The sequence below is a fragment of the Streptomyces mauvecolor genome, assembly GCF_039532965.1.
In the GTDB taxonomy this organism is placed as follows: Bacteria; Actinomycetota; Actinomycetes; order Streptomycetales; family Streptomycetaceae; genus Streptomyces; species Streptomyces violascens.
Genome location: NZ_BAAASQ010000008.1, coordinates 39,200 through 59,371, shown reverse-complemented (window position 1 = coordinate 59,371; position 20,172 = coordinate 39,200). Strand labels below are relative to the sequence as shown.

The 20,172-nt window shown below is 72.5% G+C and carries 21 protein-coding genes; 10 read left to right on the top strand and 11 right to left on the bottom strand.

The window, feature by feature from the left end; genetic code table 11:
* Positions 1 to 76: 76 nt before the first annotated feature.
* The 3 genes from ABD346_RS08145 to ABD346_RS08135 form a co-directional block, all read right to left on the bottom strand.
* The gene (locus ABD346_RS08145; protein WP_344374430.1) at positions 77 to 730 is read right to left on the bottom strand and encodes a DedA family protein; all 654 of its coding nucleotides are present in this window, start codon (positions 728 to 730) and stop codon (positions 77 to 79) included.
* A gap of 75 nt (positions 731 to 805) precedes the next feature.
* Positions 806 to 3,286: a beta-glucosidase family protein gene (locus ABD346_RS08140; RefSeq protein WP_344373385.1), complete on the bottom strand. Its 2,481-nt coding sequence runs from the start codon at positions 3,284 to 3,286 to the stop codon at positions 806 to 808.
* Between the two features lie 258 nt (positions 3,287 to 3,544).
* On the bottom strand, positions 3,545 to 3,982 hold the full coding sequence (locus tag ABD346_RS08135; RefSeq protein WP_344374429.1) for a DUF4442 domain-containing protein: 438 nt from the start codon (positions 3,980 to 3,982) through the stop codon (positions 3,545 to 3,547).
* A gap of 109 nt (positions 3,983 to 4,091) precedes the next feature.
* On the opposite strand from ABD346_RS08135, the gene ABD346_RS08130 reads away from it, so the two are divergent.
* Together ABD346_RS08130 and ABD346_RS08125 are read left to right on the top strand one after the other, a co-directional pair.
* Positions 4,092 to 5,135: a DUF8017 domain-containing protein gene (locus ABD346_RS08130; protein ID WP_344373383.1), complete on the top strand. Its 1,044-nt coding sequence runs from the start codon at positions 4,092 to 4,094 to the stop codon at positions 5,133 to 5,135.
* A 106-nt stretch (positions 5,136 to 5,241) separates the two neighbouring features.
* Positions 5,242 to 6,543 (top strand): MFS transporter, encoded by a 1,302-nt coding sequence (locus ABD346_RS08125; protein WP_344373382.1) that lies wholly within the window; start codon positions 5,242 to 5,244, stop codon positions 6,541 to 6,543.
* Here ABD346_RS08125 and ABD346_RS08120 read toward each other — a convergent pair.
* The 4 genes from ABD346_RS08120 to ABD346_RS08105 all read right to left on the bottom strand — a co-directional run bounded on the left by ABD346_RS08120 (position 6,505) and on the right by ABD346_RS08105 (position 10,526).
* Positions 6,505 to 7,365, bottom strand: a complete 861-nt coding sequence (locus ABD346_RS08120; RefSeq protein ID WP_344373380.1) for a spermidine synthase — start codon at positions 7,363 to 7,365, stop codon at positions 6,505 to 6,507. The two genes, ABD346_RS08125 and ABD346_RS08120, sit on opposite strands and share 39 nt — an antisense overlap.
* Before the next feature lie 94 nt (positions 7,366 to 7,459).
* Positions 7,460 to 8,299, bottom strand: coding sequence for a patatin-like phospholipase family protein (locus ABD346_RS08115; protein ID WP_344373378.1), 840 nt, complete (start codon positions 8,297 to 8,299; stop codon positions 7,460 to 7,462).
* Positions 8,300 to 8,366: 67 nt separating this feature from the next.
* Entirely contained in the window at positions 8,367 to 9,536 is a 1,170-nt protein-coding gene (gene tuf / locus ABD346_RS08110) for an elongation factor Tu (RefSeq protein WP_344373377.1), read from the bottom strand.
* Between the two features lie 291 nt (positions 9,537 to 9,827).
* A complete protein-coding gene (locus ABD346_RS08105) occupies positions 9,828 to 10,526 on the bottom strand; it encodes a DNA alkylation repair protein (RefSeq protein ID WP_344373376.1) in 699 nt (232 codons plus the stop codon).
* Positions 10,527 to 10,633: 107 nt separating this feature from the next.
* On the opposite strand from ABD346_RS08105, the gene ABD346_RS08100 reads away from it, so the two are divergent.
* Positions 10,634 to 11,338 (top strand): TVP38/TMEM64 family protein, encoded by a 705-nt coding sequence (locus tag ABD346_RS08100; RefSeq protein WP_344373375.1) that lies wholly within the window; start codon positions 10,634 to 10,636, stop codon positions 11,336 to 11,338.
* Between the two features lie 208 nt (positions 11,339 to 11,546).
* On the top strand, positions 11,547 to 12,419 hold the full coding sequence (locus ABD346_RS08095; RefSeq protein ID WP_344373374.1) for an undecaprenyl-diphosphate phosphatase: 873 nt from the start codon (positions 11,547 to 11,549) through the stop codon (positions 12,417 to 12,419).
* Positions 12,420 to 12,449: 30 nt separating this feature from the next.
* Here ABD346_RS08095 and ABD346_RS08090 read toward each other — a convergent pair whose 3' ends face one another.
* A complete protein-coding gene (locus ABD346_RS08090; protein ID WP_344373373.1) occupies positions 12,450 to 12,827 on the bottom strand; it encodes a hypothetical protein in 378 nt (125 codons plus the stop codon).
* Between the two features lie 209 nt (positions 12,828 to 13,036).
* Here ABD346_RS08090 and ABD346_RS08085 point away from each other — a divergent pair, with 209 nt between their 5' ends.
* The 3 genes from ABD346_RS08085 (at position 13,037) to ABD346_RS08075 (ending at position 14,375) form a co-directional block, all read left to right on the top strand.
* On the top strand, positions 13,037 to 13,213 hold the full coding sequence (locus ABD346_RS08085; RefSeq protein WP_344373372.1) for a hypothetical protein: 177 nt from the start codon (positions 13,037 to 13,039) through the stop codon (positions 13,211 to 13,213).
* 117 nt (positions 13,214 to 13,330) lie between these two features.
* Complete coding sequence (locus ABD346_RS08080; RefSeq protein ID WP_189960653.1) at positions 13,331 to 13,528, top strand: hypothetical protein; 198 nt, start codon at positions 13,331 to 13,333, stop codon at positions 13,526 to 13,528.
* Positions 13,529 to 13,580: 52 nt separating this feature from the next.
* Positions 13,581 to 14,375: a GNAT family N-acetyltransferase gene (locus ABD346_RS08075; RefSeq protein ID WP_344373371.1), complete on the top strand. Its 795-nt coding sequence runs from the start codon at positions 13,581 to 13,583 to the stop codon at positions 14,373 to 14,375.
* 6 nt (positions 14,376 to 14,381) lie between these two features.
* Here ABD346_RS08075 and ABD346_RS08070 read toward each other — a convergent pair whose 3' ends face one another.
* Positions 14,382 to 15,167: a crotonase/enoyl-CoA hydratase family protein gene (locus ABD346_RS08070; protein WP_344373370.1), complete on the bottom strand. Its 786-nt coding sequence runs from the start codon at positions 15,165 to 15,167 to the stop codon at positions 14,382 to 14,384.
* Positions 15,168 to 15,250: 83 nt separating this feature from the next.
* Here ABD346_RS08070 and ABD346_RS08065 point away from each other — a divergent pair, with 83 nt between their 5' ends.
* Together ABD346_RS08065 and lnt are read left to right on the top strand one after the other, a co-directional pair.
* Positions 15,251 to 15,730, top strand: coding sequence for a nuclear transport factor 2 family protein (locus tag ABD346_RS08065; protein WP_344373369.1), 480 nt, complete (start codon positions 15,251 to 15,253; stop codon positions 15,728 to 15,730).
* 110 nt (positions 15,731 to 15,840) lie between these two features.
* A complete protein-coding gene (gene lnt / locus ABD346_RS08060; RefSeq protein ID WP_344373368.1) occupies positions 15,841 to 17,412 on the top strand; it encodes an apolipoprotein N-acyltransferase in 1,572 nt (523 codons plus the stop codon).
* Here lnt and ABD346_RS08055 read toward each other — a convergent pair.
* Positions 17,336 to 18,241 (bottom strand): Gfo/Idh/MocA family protein, encoded by a 906-nt coding sequence (locus ABD346_RS08055; protein ID WP_344373367.1) that lies wholly within the window; start codon positions 18,239 to 18,241, stop codon positions 17,336 to 17,338. The two genes, lnt and ABD346_RS08055, sit on opposite strands and share 77 nt — an antisense overlap.
* Positions 18,238 to 19,476, bottom strand: a complete 1,239-nt coding sequence (locus ABD346_RS08050) for an FAD-dependent oxidoreductase (RefSeq protein ID WP_344373366.1) — start codon at positions 19,474 to 19,476, stop codon at positions 18,238 to 18,240. Before ABD346_RS08050 ends, ABD346_RS08055 begins: the two co-directional genes overlap by 4 nt.
* Positions 19,477 to 19,553: 77 nt before the next feature.
* Here ABD346_RS08050 and ABD346_RS08045 point away from each other — a divergent pair, with 77 nt between their 5' ends.
* Positions 19,554 to 20,156 (top strand): TetR/AcrR family transcriptional regulator, encoded by a 603-nt coding sequence (locus ABD346_RS08045; protein WP_344373365.1) that lies wholly within the window; start codon positions 19,554 to 19,556, stop codon positions 20,154 to 20,156.
* Positions 20,157 to 20,172: the final 16 nt, after the last annotated feature.

Genomic DNA, 20,172 nt, shown 5'->3' with positions numbered 1-20,172 from the left:
GAACCCCTTGGGAGCGCGGGGCACTGCGTGACCAGTCACGGACAGCCCGCGGCCGATCCACTCCCGGCGGAAGCAATCAGTCCGCGGCCGGAACCTGATCCGGCGCGGAATCGGCCTCGGCCTGAGCCATGGACTTCTTCGCCCGGTTCTTGACCACCAGCATCGACACGACGCCGATAAGGAGCGCAGCGACCAGACCCAGGTACGAGAAGTTCTTCAGCCAGGACTCGGCGACGATGCCGACGTAGTAGATGACGGCCGTCGTACCGCCCGCCCAGCAGATCCCGCCGAGGACGTTGGCGATGAGGAACTTCCAGTACGGCATGTGCAGGACGCCCGCGAGCGGGCCCGCGAAGATGCGGAGCAGGGCGATGAAGCGGCCGAAGAAGACGGCCCACATGCCCCACTTCTGGAAGGACCGTTCCGCCATGGCGACATGGCCCTCGCTGAAGTGCTTGGGGAACTTGCGGCCGAGCCAGGCGAGCAGCGGCCGGCCGCCCTTGCGGCCGATCGCGTAGCCGATCGAGTCGCCGATCACCGCTCCCGCCGTGGCGCAGGCGCCCAGCACGACCGGATTGATGTGGCCCTGTTGTGAGGCGAGCAGTGCCGAACTGACCAGGACGATCTCGCCGGGCAGCGGGATCCCGAGGCTTTCGACCCCGATGACCAGCGCCACCAGAAGATAGACACTGACGGCGGGGATGTTCTCCAGCCACTCCTGGATGTGCAACGCCGCTTCCTCCCGCTCGCACCGGGCCGGAGCCCGGCGTGCGCCCCCCTGGCGCACGCCGGGAAGCCTACCCGGTCAAGGTCGGCCGGCCGCTGAGCGCGATCGGACCCGGCCACGGCCGACGAGCCGCGGTTCGCGCGCCGAGACACCCACGCTCACCTCGCGCGTTCCGGTGCCGAGCACCCAGCCGTGCCGCTCCGGGTCCCACGAGGACAGCGAGCGCGCGGAGATCCGTACGGTCACCCGCTGCTCGCGGCCGGGCTCCAGTTCCAGGCGGCGGTAGCCGGCCAGGGCGCGGCGCGCCTGGTCGAGGCGGAGGTCGGGCGAGGGGCCGAGGTAGACCTGGGCGACCGTGGTGCCGGTGCGGCGGCCGGTGTTGCGGACGGTGAAGCCGACCGCGAGCCCGTCGCCGTCGGGCCGCACGCTCAGGTCCGCGTACTCGAAGGTGGTGTAGGAGAGACCGTGCCCGAAGGGGAAGAGCGGGGTCACGTCCTCGGCGTCGTACCAGCGGTAGCCGAGGTGGATGCCTTCGGAGTACTCCTCGGTGCCGTCCACGCCGGGGTAGCGGCGCGGGTCCCCGGCCATGGGGTGCCGGTCCTCGGAGACGGGGAAGGTCTGGGTGAGCCGCCCGCCGGGGTCGCAGTCCCCGAACAGGACGGCCGCGGTGGCCTCGGCGCCCTCCTGGCCCGGGTAGTACATCTGCAGTACGGCGCCGACGCGGTCCAGCCAGGGCATGGTGGTGCACGACGAGGTGTTGAGCACCACGGTGGTGCGGGAGTTGGCGGCGGCGACCGCTTCGATCAGCTCGCCCTGGTGGCCGGGCAGCGCGAGGGAGGTGCGGTCGGCTCCCTCGGTGGCGTCCTCGTACGCGAAAAGGACCACGCTGTCGGCCGCGCGGGCGGCGCGCACCGCCTCGGCGACGTCGGCGGCCCGGGTGGCTCCGGTGGTGCGGCGGAGCCGGAAGAGCTGGCCCTTGTCGCGGCCCTTGGCGGTGATGGTGAGCCGGTGCGTCCCCGCGGTGAGGTCCAGGGTGCTGCGGCGGACGGTGAGCCCGTCGGGTGCGGCGCCGATGAGTCCGCCGGCGAACAGCTCGCCGAGGCCGGGCGCGGGCGGGAAGAGTTCGGTGCCGTCCAGGAGCACCTTGGGGCGGTCGCCGGAGTAGTGGATGCAGAAGGTCCACTCGTCGGCCTCGTCGACAGTGAGTGTGCCGTCGTACGTCCAGGTGGCGCCCGGGGCGACGCCCTGGCCCTCGAAGTCGGCGCCCGCGGTGGTGCCGGGGAGCGGCTTGCCGAAGAGGTCCTCGCCCAGTGCGTAGCCGACGCGGGCGCCGTGGCCGGCCCGGGCTCCGATGGCGTCGAGGGGGCTCTGCGCGTGGTCGGGCACGACGTGGGCGCTGCCGCCGCCGCTGACGAACGGGATGGTTCCGGTGGGCCCGATGACGGCGATGGTGCGGGCGGAGCGGCCGGTGAGGGGGAGGGTGGCGTGCCGGTTGTGGAGCAGGGTGGCGCCGGCCTTGGCGACCTTGAGCGCGGTGCGTGCTCCGGCCCGCGGGTCGCGGCCCGGCCGTGCGGGAGCGCTCCCGTCGAGCAGCCCGAACCGGTCCATGACGGACAGGATGCGGCGTACGGAGCGGTCGACGAGCGCCTGGGGGACGCTGCCGTCGAGCACGGCCTTCTTGAGTGCGTCGGCGAAGTAGTTGCCGCTGGGCATCTCCATGTCGAGCCCGGCGGTGAGGGCGGCGACCGTGCTGTGGGCGGCGAACCAGTCGGTCATGACCCAGCCGTCGAAGCCCCAGCCGTCGCGCAGGATGTCGCCGAGAATTGGCTTGTTCTCGCAGGCGAAGGTCCCGTTCACCTTGTTGTACGCGCCCATCACGGCGCCCGCTCCGGCGGCGACGGCCGCTTCGAAGCCGCGGAGTTCGAGCTCGCGCAGGGGCTGTTCGGCGATCCGCACGTCGATGGACATGCGGTCCTTCTCCTGGTTGTTCAGGGCGAAGTGCTTGACGGTGGCGACGAGGCCCTGGCTCTGGATGCCGCGGATCTCCTCGGCGACCAGGTCCGCGCCGAGCAGCGGGTCCTCGGAGAAGGTCTCGTAGTTGCGTCCGGCGTACGGGGTCCTGATCAGGTTGACCATGGGCGACAGGAGGACGTCCTGGCCAAGGGCGCGGCCCTCGCGGCCGATGACCTCGCCGTACTCGCGGGCGAGCGCGGGGTCGAAGGCGGAGGCGAGCATGACCGGGGCCGGCAGCGCGGTGGCGTGGGCGGTGACGCGGACGCCGGCCGGTCCGTCGGCGAGTCTGAGCGGGGGGATCGAGAGCCGGGGCACACCGGGGACGTAGCCGGCCTGACCCAGGTTCCCGGGGTCGTCGGCGCCGTGCAGGAGCGCGACCTTCTCGTCCGGGGTGAGGCGGGCGATCAGCGCTTCCACCCTGCGGGAGGCGGGGGTGGTGGAGAGCGCGCGAGCGGGGGCGGCGAGGGTGCCGGTCGCGGCCGCCGCGACCGTGACGGCGCCGCCGAGCAGACGCAGTGCTGACCTTCGGGAAACGGTGTCGGGCATGGACCGTCACTCCTTTGTGTGCGGGCACGACGTGGTGGACCGCGGCACAGCAGGCGGCGGGCCGGCGTTCGACCTGTGAACGCACTATGCGTCACGACCGAGTTGACACCCCGTCAGGCGCCACGAGGCGCCGGGAAACGTAGGACCGTCCGGTGGAAGAGTCAATGAAGGCGACGAGGCGGCCGTCAGGACATGGAAAAAGGCGCCCCGGCCGGAGCCGGGACGCCTTCGGGTTCCGTAGCCCCCGCTACGGGGTGATCAGGAGTTGGGGCGCAGCGTCCACACAACGGTCATCTCGCCGGTCACGGCGCCGTCCGCGCGCTGGATCTCGATGACGACGGGGAACTCGGGGCGCTGTCCCGCGTCGAGTTCGGCCACCACGTCGGCGATCGGGCGGCCAAGGGTCGCGGTCGCGGTGACGACGCCCATGGCGAGCTTCTTGTAGCCGATCTCGGCCTTGACGGCGAGCGGCACGGCCCGGTTCATCTGGTCGCCGAACGCGGCGATGACGATGGCGCCACTGGCGGACTCGGCGAGCGTGAACATCGCTCCGGCGTGCGGTCCGCCCACGTGGTTGTGGTAGTCGGGCTGGTCCGGCAGCTCCACCACGGCGCGCTCGGGGGTGGTCTCCAGGAACTTCAGGTTGAGGGTGCGGGCCATGGGAACGGTCGCGGCGAGCATCTCGCCCACGGACATCTGATCAGCGCTCATGGAGCCGATGTTACCCATGGGTAGCCATCATTGGCCATCCCCTGGCGGGGGCGGCCGTAGCAGGAGCGGGAGTGCACCTCTATGGTTACTGGCCATGTGGCCAGGACAGCAGCCGCCCGGGGGCGAGCAGAACCCGCAGGATCCGAATCAGAACCCGTACCAGCAGCCGGGGTACCAGCAGCCGAACCCCTATGCGCAGCCGGGGCAGCCGCCCACGCAGCCGCCGGGGTACCCGCCGCAGGGTTACCAGACGCCGAACCCGTACCAGCAGCCGACGGTGCCGCAGTACCCGGTGGGCAGCCCGCCCGGGCCGCCTCAGCCGCCGGAGAACAACGACAAGAAGAAGACCACCCTCATCGCCATCATCGCGGCCACCGCCGTGGTCGTGGCCGCCGCCGTGACCGGCGTGGTGGTCCTCAAGGACGACGGCAAGAGCGACACCAAGGCCGATGGCAAGGACAAGAAGTCGCCCGCGGCTTCGTCTCCGGCGGCGCCGTCCTCCCCGGCCGCCAACCCGCGTGGCGCGGGCGCCCAGGTCCAGCCGGTGATCGCGGGCTGGAAGGTCGTGGTGAACCCCACCAAGGGCGACGCCTTCGACGTGCCGCCGGACTGGGAGGTCGACAGCCCCGGCATGAGCGTGGGCTGGTCCGACAAGGCGGACCCCAACGGGTTCGGCGGCATGATGATGTCCTCCCCCGCGTACTACAAGTCGAAGTGGTGCACCGCCAAGAACGGCAGCGGCCGTGATGTGAACACCGCTCTCGCCCAGATCGGCACCAAGGGCGCGAACGGCGCCAAGTCGACCGACGAGGCGGCCGAGCAGGCCGACGACTGGCTGTACTACGCCTACACCCAGCCGGACAAGAACCACATCACCTCCGAGAAGCCGGTCCCCTTCACGACCAAGTCGGGCCTCCAGGGCAGCGTGGTCCGCGCCAAGACGACCGGCGTGAAGAAGACGGACAAGTGCACCACCGAGGGCCAGTCCGTGCTGTTCGGCTTCAAGACCGCCAAGGGCGACCTCGCGGCCTGGAGCTTCATCGCCAACACCGGCGTCCCCGGCGCTGTCGACGAGGACACCATCCAGAAGATCCTCAGCACCATCCGGCTCGTGCCGGTCACCGACTCCGGTTCCTGAGGCGCACGGCTTACGCGATCCGGTCCTGAAAGGGACCGGGTTCCTGCCGCGGGCGAGGCCGCAAAACCGTTTGCCGCCACGGGGTGGCGGCGGCGATAGTCCCTCGGTGACTTCCGCCGCCACCCCTTCGCCTACGCGCCGCCCCTCGTGGGCGGGCCGCAACTACACCCTGCTGACCGCGGCCGCGGTCGTCACCAACCTGGGCAGCCAGGGCGCGCTGATCGCGGCGGCGTTCGCGGTGCTCCAGTCCGGCGGCAGCGGTGGCGACGTGGGCCTGGTCGCGGCGGCCCGCACCGTGCCGCTCGTCCTGTTCCTCCTGGTCGGCGGCGCGCTGGCCGACCGGCTTCCGCGCCACCGGGTGATGGTCGCCGCCAACACCCTCAACTTCCTTTCCCAGGGCGCCTTCGCGCTCCTCGTCCTGACCGGCGACCCGAAGCTCTGGCAGATGATGGCGCTCACCGCGCTCGGCGGCGTGGGCCAGGCGTTCTTCGGCCCCGCCTCCGAGGGCATGCTCATGTCCAGCGTGAGCGGCGTGGAGGCGGGCCGTGCCTTCGCGTTCTACCGGATGGCGATGCACGGCGCGGGCATCGGCGGGGCTGCCCTGGGCGGCGCGTTGATCGCCGTGTTCGGCGCGGGCTGGGTGCTCGCGATCGACGCCGCGGCCTTCGCGGTGGCGGGCGCGCTGCGGGCCTTCCTCGACGTGAGCCACATCCCGCCGCGCGAGGCGGGCAGCGGCATGGTCTCCGATCTCCGCGAGGGCTGGCGGGAGTTCATCACGCGGCCGTGGCTGTGGTCGATCGTGGTGCAGTTCGCGGTGGTCAACGCCGTGGTCGCGGCGGCCGAGGCGGTGTACGGGCCGCTGGTGGCCCGCGACGAGCTGGGCGGGCCGGGCCCGTGGGGGCTCGCACTTGCCGCGTTCGGCGTCGGCACGTTCTGCGGCGCGCTCCTGATGATGCGCTGGAAGCCGCGCCGACTGCTGCTCGCGGGCAGCCTGTGCGTCTTTCCGCTGGCCCTGCCCTCGGCGGCGCTCGCCGTGCCGCTGCCGGTGGGCGCGCTCGCGGCGGTCATGCTCGTGACGGGCGTGTCGATCGAGGTGTTCGGCGTCTCCTGGATGACCGCGCTCAACCAGGAGATCCCGGAGGAGAAGCTCTCGCGCGTCTCCGCCTACGACTGGCTGGGCTCGATCGCCATGGTGCCGCTGGCCACCGCGCTCGCCGGGCCCGCCCAGAGCGCGGTCGGCCGCACGTCCGCGCTGTGGGGCTGCTCGGCGCTGATCGTGCTGCTCACCGCGGCGGTCCTGTGCGTGCCGGACGTACGCCGCCTGACCCGGCGCGCCTCGGAACAGGTGGCCGCGGGCGGGCCGGAGGTGTCAGCCGATGCCGAAGGCACCGTCGGGCGGCTCGGGTGAGGGCTGCGCGTCCGCGTCGCCGACGGGCTGCGCGTCCGCGATGAAGCGGCGCAGCGAGTCGCCGTGCTCGACCCGGGCCGGGAAGGCGTCGCCCGCCGTACGCCGGGCAAGCGCCGCGACATCGAGGGGGCGTGCCGAGGCGAGCAGTACGGCATTCCCGAAACGCCGACCGCGCAGCACCGACGGCTCGGCGATCAGCGCGACCTCCGCGAACACCGCCCGGAACGTGGCCAGTTGGGAACGCAGGAACGCGAAGGGCGCGCCGTCCGCCAGGTTGGCCGCATAGATGCCACCGGGCTTCAGGACGCGCTCGGCGACGCGCGCGTACTCGATCGAGGTGAGGTGGGCGGGCACCCGCGAGCCGCCGAAGACGTCCGCGACGAGCAGGTCGGCCGAGGCGGCCGGCGCGCTCTGGGCCCAGGCCCTGGCGTCCGCCGCGTGCAGGGTGATCCCGGTGCCCGGGGGCAACGGCAGGTGTTCGCGGACGAGTTGGAGGAGCGCGCGGTCGGCGTCCACGACGTCCTGCCGCGAGCCGGGCCGGGTCGCCGCGACGTAGCGGGGCAGGGTGAGCGCCCCTCCGCCGAGGTGCAGCACGTCGAGCGGGGCGCCTTCGCCGGCCGCGCAGTCCACGACATGGGCGAGCCGGCGCACGTACTCGAACTCGATGTACGTGGGGTCGTCGAGGTCCACGTACGACTGAGGGGCGCCGTTCACCGTCAGGAGCCAGGCGCGCTGCCGGTCGACGTCGGGCAGCAGTTTGGCGGTGCCCCAGTCGACCTCCCGGACGACGGGTATCGGTTCGGCGCGCGGGTCGTCGTTCACCGTCCCATTGTGCCTTTGCCCGGCAGATGTCAGGAGTTCGGATCTCCTGGGCGTGCGCCCGGCGAACGGGTAGCGGTTCGCCGGGCGGTGTGCGTCAGGCCCAGAGTGCCTTGACGGCGTCGACGTGGGCGGCGGCCTGGGCGAGGCCGGCCCGGGCGGCCGGGGCACGCCGCGCCGGGTCGAGGCTGCTGCGCCCGAAGGCCTTCTTGGCCGCGGCGTCCGGAGTGATGAGCACGGCCTTCGCGCCCGCCGCGGTGAGCTTCGCGGCCTGGGCCGCGGGGGAATCGAGCGGGCCGCCGCCGGCCGGGCTGGGCGCGATGATCACGACGCGGCTGCAGCCGGCCGCGAGGTGGGCGTTGGCCGTGGAGTGCAGCCCGCCGTCGATCCACTTGCACCCGTCGACGGTGACCGGCGGCCAGACCAGCGGGACCGCACAGCTCGCGGCGACCGCGTCGACGAGCGGAACACCGCTGTCCTTGTCGAAGACCCTCAGCTCGCCGGTGTCCGCGGCGACCGCGGTGAGCTTCAGCGCCCGCTCGGGCCACTCGTGCGTGAGCAGCCGCGCGGCGATGACCGCACGCCGGTCGGCCTCGCTCGGGGTGTCCGCGGCGAGCGCCATCCGGCCCATCTTCGCGCCGTAGTCCTCGGGCGTACGGGAACCGATCACGGCTCGCGCGTACCGGAAGAGCTTGCCCGCACCGAGGTGGCCCGCGATCTCCCCCTTGGGGTCGGCGAGTTGACGCTCGTACAGTTCGGCGAGGGATATCCGGCGCGCGCTCGTGTTCACGCCGACGACCGCGCCCGCCGAGCTTCCGACGATGAGATCCGCGTCGGTCAGGTCTACGCCCGCCACGGCGAGGCCGTGCAGGATGCCGATCTCCCAGCCCACTCCGGTGAGGCCGCCCGAACCGAGTACCAGTGCAGTGTCCGTCATGATCGCAGTGTGCCGGAACGCCGAAGGCCCGCCTCCCCCGGGGTGTTGGGGAAGGCGGGCCCGCTGGTCACAGGACCGAACTCACCGTTCCGGCGCCGACGGTGCGGCCGCCCTCGCGGATGGCGAAGCCGAGGCCCGGCTCCAGGGGCGTGTCGCGGCCGAGCTCGACGGTCATGGTGACCGTGTCGCCGGGCCGGGCGACCGCGAGCTCGCCGAGGTCGACGTCGCCGACCACGTCCGCGGTGCGGATGTAGAACTGCGGCCGGTAGCCGGTCGCGACCGGCGTGGAGCGGCCGCCCTCGCGCGTGGAGAGGACGTACACCTGGGCGGTGAACCTCCGGCTCGGCGAAACGCTGCCGGGCTCGGCGACCACGTGGCCGCGGCGGACCGCGTCGCGTGGCACCCCGCGCAGGAGCAGCGCGACGTTGTCGCCGGCCTGCGCCGACTCCATGGGCTTGCCGAACGTCTCCAGGCCCGTGACCACCGACTCGATGTCCGCGCCCAGGACCTGCACGCGGTCGCCGACCCGCACCGTGCCGCGCTCGACGGCTCCGGTGACGACGGTGCCGCGCCCCGTGATGGTGAGCACGTTCTCGACCGGCAGCAGGAACGGCGCGTCGACATAGCGCTCGGGCATGGGCACATAGGTGTCCACGGCGTCGAGCAGCGCGCCGATCGCCTCGGTCCAACGCGGCTCGCCCTCAAGGGCCTTGAGCCCGGAGACCCGGACGACGGGCACGGAGTCGCCTCCGTATCCGTGCGCGGACAGCAGCTCGCGCACCTCGAGCTCGACGAGGTCGCTCAGCTCGTCGTCCCCCGCGTCGGCCTTGTTGAGCGCGACCACGATGTGGTTCACGCCCACCTGCCGGGCGAGCAGGACGTGCTCCGCGGTCTGCGGCATGATCCCGTCGAGCGCGGACACCACGAGGATCGCCCCGTCGAGCTGGGCGGCGCCGGTGACCATGTTCTTGACGTAGTCGGCGTGGCCCGGCATGTCGACGTGCGCGTAGTGACGGGTGTCGGTCTCGTACTCGACGTGCGCGATGTTGATGGTGATGCCGCGGGCGGCCTCCTCCGGGGCCCGGTCGATCCGGTCGAACGGCACGAACGTGCCGCTGCCGCGCTCGGCGAGCACTTTGGTGATGGCGGCGGTCAGGGTCGTCTTGCCGTGGTCGACGTGGCCCATCGTGCCGATGTTGAGGTGGGGCTTGGTGCGTACGTATGCCGTCTTGGGCATGGCTGAATGTCCCTCGCGTGGTCGCTGAGCGTGCTGGGACCCCTGAATCCGGCCGACCCTCCCCGTACGGGGTCCGCCGGACTTTCCGGGAAGGGTCAGCTTCGGGCGCCGCCGAAGGGCGCTGCGGCCGTGAATGCGCAGGCCGCTGTGAAGACGGCAGCCTTCGGCGCGTCCGCGACTGCGGACGGCGCTGCGAGGAAGGCGTACCTGGACATGTCGCCGATCATCCCTGGTGGGCGACGGCGCGTCGAATGGTTTTCGGTGGGCGGGAGTTGAGGCGCCGGGCGACGCCTACAGGTTCTTCAGCGCCTCGCGCACGGACAGCGGCGACAGGCGTTCCCGCTCTGCGCTCACGAAGGCGCGGACCGCGCCCGGGTCGGTCTTGGCGTACTCGCGCAGGCTCCAGCCGATGGCCTTGCGGATGAAGAAGTCCGGGTGCGTGCCGCGGCGCAGGCAGTACTCGAAGAGCCGGTCGGGGTCGGTGCCGTCCTTGTAGGCGAGCTGGTGGAGCAGGGCGGCGCGGGCGATCCAGAGGTCGTCGTCCTCGATCCACTCGTCCATCACGGCGGCCAGCTCGCCGTCGGCGGCTACGAGCGGGCCGACGACGTGGGCGGCGAGGTGGTCGACGGTGTCCCACCAGGAGGTGGTGGCGACGAGGTGGCGGGCGACCGGCAGGAACCCGGACGAGCAGACCCGGATGTGGCGCCGCAGGTAGTCGACCGCGAAGTAGTGGTACTCACGCTCGGCCAGCTCCCAGCACCGCAGCGCGACAGCTGCGCAGTCCGCTTCGGCGGGCCGGGGGAGCCCGTCGAGCACCGTCCGCGACAGCGCGCGCCGCTCGGGGGTGCGAATGCCGAGGAAGGGGGCGATGCCCTTCATGTACGCGACCATCTCGGCGGCCCGGTGCGGGTCGCCGCCCCCGGGATAGACCCGGACGAGCCGTCCGAGCACGTCGTCGGCGAGCGGGCTGCGGGGCGCGCGAGGGGGCATGGGATCACGGTACGGGGCGAGTGCGCAGGGCTCGCCGCAGGCCGCCGGCGGGGCTCGGGCACAGGCTCTTACGACGGGCAACCGTCCGCGTCGGTTAGTCTCCCCGGATGCTGGAGCCCGCCGTCCGCCCGTCCCCCGGCCTCGCCGCCCGCTGTACGAGAGCAGTGCTCTCGCCGTGGGCCCGGCTCGGGCTGCTCGTCGTGGTGCTCACGGCTGCCGGAAGCGCGGTGCTGGTCCTCCAGCCTCAGCGGCTGCTCGCCGACGGCTGGCCGCCGCAGGTGGGCGGAGCCGGTGCGGTCGTCCTCTTCGCGGTGGCGTACGGGCTGTGCACGGCGGCGTTCGTGCCGCGCCCCATCCTCAATCTGGCCGCCGGGGCACTCTTCACCACCTGGGCCGGATTCGCGTCCTCGCTGGTGGGCACGGTGCTCGGCGCGGGCATCGCGTTCGGGCTCGGCCGGGTGCTCGGGCAGGACGCGCTGCGGCCCCTGTTGCGCGGGCGCTGGCTGAAGGCGGCGGACGGCCAGCTCTCACGGCACGGGTTCCGCTCGATGATGGCGATCCGGCTGTTCCCCGGCGTGCCCTTCGCAGGCGCCAACTACTGCGCTGCGGTCTCGCGCATGGGGTGGACGCCGTTCCTCCTCGCGACGGGCCTCGGCTCGGTGCCCAACACCCTCGCGTACGTCGTCGCGGGCAGCAGCGCCTCGTCGCCGACCTCACCGGCCTTCCTGATCGCGATGGGGTTCATCGTGCTGAGCGGCGCCGCGGCCGCCGCGGTGGCCTGGCGCAAGCGGCACGGGCTGCGGCGGCGGTAGGACACAGGCCCGGCGAGGTTCACCGGAATCCGGAGCGCCACGCTTCCCGCAGTCCTCGCCGCGTCAACCATCCGTTAACCCATGGCCGTTACCGTGCCCCTCGATCCGCGCAAGATCGCCGATGCGGCCGCGCCGCACCGGCGCTCCGGCCGGTCCCCGTCGTGCCGAACGGCCGTGGCCCCGACCCTCTTGGATGGCGCAGTAACCCATGTCTTGGTTCGAATCGTTCATACTCGGGCTCGTCCAGGGGCTTACGGAGTTCCTGCCCGTCTCCTCCAGTGCTCATCTGCGGCTGACCGCGGCCTTCGCGGGCTGGCAGGACCCGGGTCCGGCGTTCACGGCGATCACGCAGATCGGCACCGAGACGGCCGTCCTCATCTACTTCCGTACGGACATCGCGCGGATCGTCTCGACCTGGTTCCGCTCGCTCACCGACCGCTCCCTGCGCCGTGACCAGGACGCGCGGATGGGCTGGCTCGTCATCGTCGGCTCGATCCCGATCGGCGTGCTCGGCATCGTCCTCAAGCACCAGATCGACACCTCCTTCCGCGATCTGCGGGTCATCGCCACCACCCTGGTCGTGATGGGCGTCGTGCTCGGCATCGCCGACCGGCTCGCGGCCCGCGACGAGTCGGGCGGCCGCCACCGGGCCGCCAAGGAGCGCAAGTCGCTGCACGAACTCAGCACCAAGGACGGCCTGATCTACGGCATCTGCCAGGCCATGGCGCTGATTCCGGGCGTCTCGCGCTCCGGCGCCACCATCAGCGGCGGCCTCCTCATGGGCTATACCCGCGAGGCGGCGGCCCGTTACTCCTTCCTGCTCGCAATCCCGGCCGTGCTTGCCTCGGGGGTCTTCGAGCTGAAGGACGCGGGCGGTCCGGGCCAGGCCCCGATGCTTCCGACGCTGTTCGCCGCGGTCATCGCCTTCGGCGTGGGCTATGCGGTCATCGCGTGGTTCATGGCCTTCATCTCCAACAAGAGCTTCATGCCGTTCGTGGTCTACCGCATCGTGCTCGGCATCGCCCTGTTCGCCCTGATCGCCGCCGGCACCCTCAGCCCGGACGCGGGCGGCGGCCTCTGACTCACCTGATGCGTACGGGAGTTGGCGACCTCAGTCCGCCGACTCCCCGGGGCCGCCCCCCTTGACGTCCTCCGCGCGCAGCGCCAGGTCCTGGAGCACATCGGCCGAGGTCACGTCCTGCTCGCCGGAGTCGTGGACCTGGGCGAGGGCCACGAACGCGAGGCTGAACGCGGCCACGAGCTGGCGGATGGCGCCGCCGACCTCCCTCGCCACGAGGGTGGCCATCTCCTGCGGGGTGGCCTCGGCCGGGATCTCGATGTGCGGCATCGTCTCGTTGAGCAGAGCGGTGACGATGCCGATGTCCGTGCCCCCGGCGCCCCGTTCGTCGTCCTGCTCGATGCGGCGGCGGTAGTCCCCGGCCTCGGTGAGAATGCCGATCACTCGCTTGAGAACCTCGCTCTGCTCCATGCCGCGAGGATAGGCGGCGGCGTCCGTCCGGCGGCCGGACAACGCCCCGGCCGCGCCCGGCAATTGCCGCGCCAGGACGCCGCGTGTCCGGATCTCGCCCCCTGGGAACCGCTTGGTTCCGGGCCTCCCGCCTCGCTCAACTGCTTCATGTTGGCTGAGAGTTCCCACTCCGTGGCGGTGGGTCACCTCATGGCCGTAGGGTTGTCCCCATGCCCCCGACTTTCGACCGCCGCTCGCTTCGCCCTGCCGAGGTGGTGAACGCGGAGATCCGCTCGCTGTGGGAGCGGTCCGACGGACGCCTCTCACCCGAAGAGGAGGAGCGCTACCACTGGCTCCTGGTCGAGTGGGCCGCTGCCGTACGCGGAGACGCCGCCCAGGCGGCCTGACTTCGGGCGGGCCAAACGTCCCGGACCCTGTGATCTTGACCACCCCGCACCGCTCCCACCTGGGGTTCGGCGCGTTCGGCGGGGGCGGTTGTCCGACCGGACCCGTAGCCTGGTCGCATGTCTTCCTCCCCCGAGCGGCCCGGCCCCGCGCCGACCGACGCGGATGCCGCCAACGACGCCATCCGTGCGCTCGTCGACGGCGCGGACGAGCACTGGCCCGCGGAGGAGTACGAGCGGCTGCTCGCCGAGTGGGCCGCGGCGGTGGGCGAAAGCGCCCCGGTCGCGGCGGGAGCGTCCTCGCGCCGACGGGCCTGAGCCGTCCGAATTCCGGTTGCTGTGGCCCGCGTCACGGTGTTGGAGTGGCCGGATGGACACCAGTACTTTCGGCACCGATGACGAGTTGCTCGCGGTTTTCGACCGGCAGATGCGGGAGAACGCCCTTCCCGACGGCCCCGGCGCGATCGTCGAGCGGACCGGCGATGTCGTACGGCAGGTGGGTCCCGGCCATGTGTGGAACGGCATCCTCTGGTCGGACCTGACCGCGGCGAACGCGGACGCGGAGATCGCGGCACAGGCCCGCCACTTCGCCTCACTCGGCAACGAGTGCGAGTGGAAGCTGTACGGCCACGACTGCCCCGCCGACCTCGGCCGGCGCCTCCTCGCGGCCGGATTCGAGGCCGAGCCCGAGGAGACCGTGATGATCGCCCGGGTCGCGGACCTCCCCCTCGACGTCGAGCCCGCCGACGGCATCACCCTGCGTCCGGTGACCGACGCGGCCGGAGTCGACCTCATGACGTACGTCCACGAGCGGGCCTTCGACAAGGACGGCGCCCGGTTCCGCGCGCGCCTCCTCACCCAGTTCGCCGAGGCCCCCGACACCGTCACGGCGGTCGTCGCCATGGCCGGGGACATGCCGGTGAGCGCGGCCCGCATGGACTTCCACCCCGGCACGGAGTTCGCCAGTCTGTGGAGCGGCGGCACTCTGCCCGAGTGGCGCGGCAAGGGGATCTACCGCGCCCTGGTCGCCTACCGGGCCCGCATCGCCGCCGAGCGCGGCTACCGCTATCTCCAGGTCGACGCCTCCGACCAGAGCCGCCCCATCCTGCAGCGCCTCGGCTTCACGCCGCTGACCGTGACGACGCCGTACATCCGTCGGCCCTGAAGGCGCTCAGCCCCGGCCCTCGAAGGCGCCGTGCCGACCCGCCCCCGCCGCGAACCTCGCCGCTCCCTCGGCCGCCTCCCCGAGCGCGTGGGCGCCGTGCCGCACCTCGCCCAGCAGGGCTTCCGGTTCGCCGAGGCCCTCCTGTTCGAGCAGCGACATCCGGTCGTGGCGCAGGCACGTCTGCGGGAAGGCGGCGATCTCGGCGGCCAGCTTTTCCGCGGCGGCACGGGCGGTGCCGGCGGGTACGACCCGGTCGGCGAGGCCGATGGCGTGCGCCTCGGCCGAGTCCACCGGCCGCCCGGTGAGGACGAGGTCCATGGCGCGGCCCGCCCCGATGAGCCTCGGCAGCCGTACCGTCCCTCCGTCGATCAGGGGCACGCCCCAGCGGCGGCAGAAGACCCCGAACACGGCGTCCTCCTCCATCACCCGCAGATCGCACCACAGCGCGAGTTCCAGGCCGCCGGCCACCGCGTGCCCGGCTACGGCCGCGATCACCGGCTTGGAGAGCCGGAGGCGGGTGGGGCCCATCGGGCCGTCGCCGTCCTCCGCGACCGTGTTGCCGCGTTCGGTGCCGATCGCCTTGAGGTCGGCACCCGCGCAGAACGTGCCTCCCTCCCCCCAGAGCACCGCCACCGCGGCCCGCTCGTCGGCCTCGAAGGCGCGGAAGGCGTCGGCCAGGGCCTTCGCGGTCGGGCCGTCCACCGCGTTGCGCACGCCGGGCCGCGAAAGGATCACCGTCGTGACCCGGCCGTGCCGTTCGCTGCGTACCACCGGAGCCGTCTCATGAGTCATGGCGCCAGCGGTAGCACGGGGCGCCAACCAGCCACAAGTGCAGGACTCTTGGCGTACCGGGCCCGCTGGCACAGACTGAGCCGATGACGCAGCGCGTGGACCTCGGGACCCTGCTCGACCGTTTGGCCATCGACGAACTCATCACCGCGTACGCCGCGGCCGTCGACGACGCGGACTGGACCGCCTACCGTGCCCTGTTCGCCGCCGACGGCCGCGCGGACTACCGCCCGGCGGGCGGCATCGAGGGCCCGGCCGAGGAGGTGGCCCGCTGGCTCGCCGAGACCATGCGGCTCTTCCCGGTCCGCCAGCACCTGATCACCAACCGCCTGGTGACCCTGCAGGATCTCGGCGGCTACCCGGGCGACCGCGCGGAACTGCGTGCCGACTACCTCAACCCGATGTGCCTGGGCGCCAACGGCGACGGCAGCCCGCCCGCGCCCGACTTCGAGTCCGGCGGGCGCTACACCTTCTCGCTGGTCCGCACGGACGCGGGCTGGCGGCTGAGGTCGGTGACCGTGCACGAGAAATGGCGGCGGATGTCGGGGGCGCTCGCCGGGGGCTGAGCGCGCGGGCCGGACGCGCCGGGCGCCGGGCCGTCTGTGCGCGGCGGCCCCTGACCTGCACACTGGCAGGAGAACCCAACTGATCACGGGGGCGGGCAAGGAGGCGCTGCATGCGGATTCCGGTCGGCCGTCACACACCGCGTCCGAGCGATGCCCGGTGGCGCGGCGCGGCCGCGCTGCTCGCCGGGGCGCTGCCCTCACTGGCCTTCCCGGCGCCCTCGCTGTGGTGGTTCGCGTACGTCGCCCTCGTGCCCTGGCTGCTGCTGATCCGGTCCGCCGGCAGCGTCCGGCGGGCCGCGCTCGACGGGTGGCTCGGCGGCATCGGGTTCATGCTGGCGGTGCATCACTGGCTGCTGCCGAGCCTCAACGTCTTCATCGTGGTCCTGGCCGCTCTGCTCGGGCTGCTCTGGGCGCCGTGGGGCATCCTGGTGCGCTCGACGCTGGGGGGCAGGCCCTCCGTGCCGCGCGCGCTGGCCGCCGTCGCGGTGGTGCCCTCGGGCTGGCTGATGGTGGAGCTCGTCCGGTCGTGGCAGGGGCTCGGCGGGCCGTGGGGGCTGCTCGGCGCGAGCCAGTGGGAGGTCGCTACGGCGCTGCGACTGATGTCGGTGGGCGGGGTGTGGCTGGTGAGCCTGCTGGTGGTGGCGGTCAACATCGCCGTCACGCTCTGTGTGGCCCTCCCCTCTGTGCGTACCGCCATGGTGTCCGCCCTCGTGGTGTGCGCGCTCACCACTGGAGCCGTGTGGATGTGGGCTCCGCACATGCAGCGGGACGGGCAGATCAGGGTCGCCGTGGTGCAGCCCGGTGTGATCGAGAACGGCGACGCCCGGTTCGCCCGCAGCGAGGCGCTGACCCGTGCGCTGGCCGGGCAGCACGTGGACCTCGTCGTGTGGGGCGAGAGCAGCGTCGGGCAGGATCTGGCGGCCCGGCCGGATCTGGCCGCGCGGATCGCGGCGCTGTCCAAGGACCTGCACGCGGACATTCTGGTGAATGTGGACGCCCGCAGGTCCGACAAGCCGGGGATCTTCAAGAGCTCGGTCCTCGTGGGGCCAGAGGGACCGACCGGGCAGCGCTACGACAAGATGCGGCTCGTTCCGTTCGGCGAGTACATCCCGGCGCGTTCGCTGCTCGGCTGGGCGACCTCGGTGGGCAAGGCGGCGGGCGAGGACCGGCAGCGCGGCACGACGCCCGTGGTGATGACGCTGCCGGACGCGGTACGGGTGGGGCCGCTGGTGTGCTTCGAGTCCGCGTTCCCCGACATGAGCCGTCATCTGGTGCGCATGGGCGCCCAGTTGCTCATCGCGCAGTCCTCGACCTCCACGTTCCAGGACACCTGGGCGCCGGCGCAGCACGCCTCGCTGGCCGCGCTGCGCGCCGCCGAGACGGGCCGTCCGACGGTCCATGCGACGCTGACCGGCATCAGCGCGGTCTACGGCCCCGACGGCGGGCGGATCGGCCGGTGGATCGGCACGTCCGCCAGCACCTCCGCCGTGTACGACGTGCCGCTCGCCACCGGCACGACGCCCTATGTGCGGCTCGGCGACTGGGCAGTGTACGGGGCACTGGCCGTGCTCGCCGCCTTCTGCTCGGCCGAGGGCGCGCGAGCCCTCAGGAGGCCTGCTCCAGGGCCTCCCGCACCACCCTCTCGCACAGCTCATGAGTCGCCAGCGCATCCTGCGCACTGAGCGTCTTGCCCGCCCGTACGGCGTCGAGGAAGGCGAGGACGGACTGCTCGATGCCGCGCTGGCGGGCGACCGGCACCCAGTCGCCGCGGCGGCGCACGGTCGGCTGGCCCTTGTGGTCCACGACCTCGGCGAGGTTGAGAACCTGGCGCTTGGTGTCCTGGCCGGAGACCTCCAGGATCTCCTCGGTGGAACCGTTCATCCGGTTCATGGTGCCGATCGCGGTAAACCCGTCGCCGGAGAGCTGGAGGACCACGTGCTCCATCAGCCCTTCGCGCACGCGGGCCCGTACGACGGTGTGCTCGATCGGTCCCGGCACCAGGAAGCGCAGCGTGTCCACGACATGGATGAAGTCGTCGAGCACCAGGGTGCGCGGGTCCTCGGGGAGCCCGACGCGGTTCTTCTGCATGAGGATGAGCTCGCGCGGATGGTCGGCGCACTGCGCGTAGCCGGGCGCGAGCCGCCGGTTGAAGCCGACGGCGAGGCTGACGCCGCGCTCCTCGGCGAGCGCCACGAGCCGCTCGGACTCGGCGAGTTCGTACGCCAGCGGCTTGTCGACATAGGTCGGTACGCCCGCTTCGAGCAGCCGGGCCACGATCTCCGGGTGCACCGCCGTCGGCGCGTGCACGAACGCGGCGTCGAGGTCCTGCGCGAGCAGCGAATCGAGGTCGGTGTGGCGCTGCGCCTGCGGTATGCGATGGGCGGCTGCCACCGCGGCGAGGGTGGCCGGGGTGCGGGTCTGCAGATGCAGCTCCGTGCCCGCCAGCGTGGTCAGAACCGGCAGATAGGCCTTCTGCGCGATGTCCCCGAGTCCGATGCATCCGACCTTCACGGGGTCTCCTTCTGCCGACGGGTGTCCAGCTTCCTTGCCTGGTCAGCATACGTGCGCCGGGGCGGCTGCCAGGTGGCGATATCCGCGAAGGAGCGGAGCGCGAAAGCGGGGCCGAGCGCGGAGACCGCACGGATCAGGGTGTTGCGGACCGCGATGGCGACCGGGTCGCGCAGCATGGTGAGCCGCGCGGTCCGGTCCGCTTTGCGGACGATGCCCATGGTGCGGGGCAGCCGCTCGGCGCTGTAGCGGGCGAGGCCCGTGGCGAGGTCACCGTGCGGGTCCGCGTGGTGGGCGAGCACGATGGCGTCCTCGATGGCCTGATTGCCGCCCTGGCCCAGTGTCGGCGCCATGGCGTGGGCGGCGTCGCCGACGAGCGCGACCCGTCCGCGGTGGTAGGCGGGCAGGGCCTCGGCGATCCGGTGGACGTCGTTGCGCAGCACCGGGACGCCCTCGGCCGCGTCCAGGACGGCCGGGACCGGGTCGTGCCAGGTGCCGAACAGCCGCCGCAGCTCGGCCGGTTCACCGTCCGCGGCGCGTCCGCCCTGCGGCGTCCTGGCCGCCGCATACGCGTAGAGGCGTCCGTCCTTGAGGGGCTGGGTGCCCCAGAGGCGGCCGGGCCCCCAGGTCTCGTGCGGCGCGAAGGGCCGCCCGGGGTCGGGCACCACGACGCGCCAGGCGGTGAACCCGGAGTACACGGTGCCGGGATGGACGGGGAACAGGGCTTTGCGCAGAGCGGAACTGATGCCGTCGGCGCCGACGACCAGGTCCGCCTCGATGTCCCCCTCGGTGGTGCGGACCACCGCAGGGCGGTCGGCCGCCCCGCGGTCGACCAGCTCCGCCGACTCTCCGGTGCGTACGGTCCGTTCGGGGAGCGCGGCGGAGAGGGTGGCGATCAGGGTCGCCCGGTGCAGCAGGACCATCGGGCCGCCGAAGGCATCGGCCGCGGCCTGCGGGTCGGTGCGGGAGAGCCATCGGCCGCTCGGCGTGCGCAGCCCGCCCTCCCCCTGCCAGGCGGCGAGCGCCCGGATGTCGTCGCCCAGGCCGATGACGTCGAGGGCCCGCTGGGCGTTGGGAGCGAGCCCGATGCCCGCGCCGACCGGCTTCAGCTCCGGCGCCCGCTCCAGAACGGTGACCCGCCAGCCGCGCCGGATCAGGGCCACGGCGGCGGTGAGCCCACCGATTCCGCCGCCGACGACCACCGCGCGAGGTGCCCCGTTGCCGCTGTACACGCCCATGACGCCCCCTGTCGACTACGCCTGTAGTGAGATGCTCACGTTACTACAGCTGTAGTCGGCGGGATAGATTGGACCCCATGGCCGCACGTAACCCGGGCACCTCCCGTGCCGAACTCATCGCCGACACCGCGCTCGCCCTCCTCACCGAGCGGGGCATGCGCGGCCTGACACACCGGGCCGTCGACGAGCTGGCGGGGCTGCCGCAGGGCTCGACCTCCAACCAGGCCAGGACCCGCCGGGCACTGCTCGAAGCGGCGGTCGGGCGGCAGGCCGAACGCGAGGCCAAGGTGCTCGTCCCGGCCGAGATGCCGGCACCCGGGAGCGGTCTCGACGAGCTGGCCGGCGCGCTGGCCCTGTCTTTGCACCGCTACCTCACCGACCACCGCGAACTACTCGTCTCCCGCTACGAGTTGGCCCTGGAGGCGACCCGGCGTCCGGAGCTGCGCGCGTACTACGACGCGGCCGGGCGGCAGTTCAGGGCACCTCTGGTGGCGCTGATGAAGGCCGCGGGATCGAGCGCGCCCGAACGCCACGCGCTCTCCCTGATCTCGTTCAGCGAGGGCCTGATGTTCTCCTGTGCGGCTGGTTCCTACCACGCCGAGGTGCCGTCCGAGCCGGAGATCCGGCTCGGCTTCGCCGAGCTGCTCCGCGGGATGCTGGCGGGACCGCCGCTGCGATAACCGTTGGCCGTGGGTC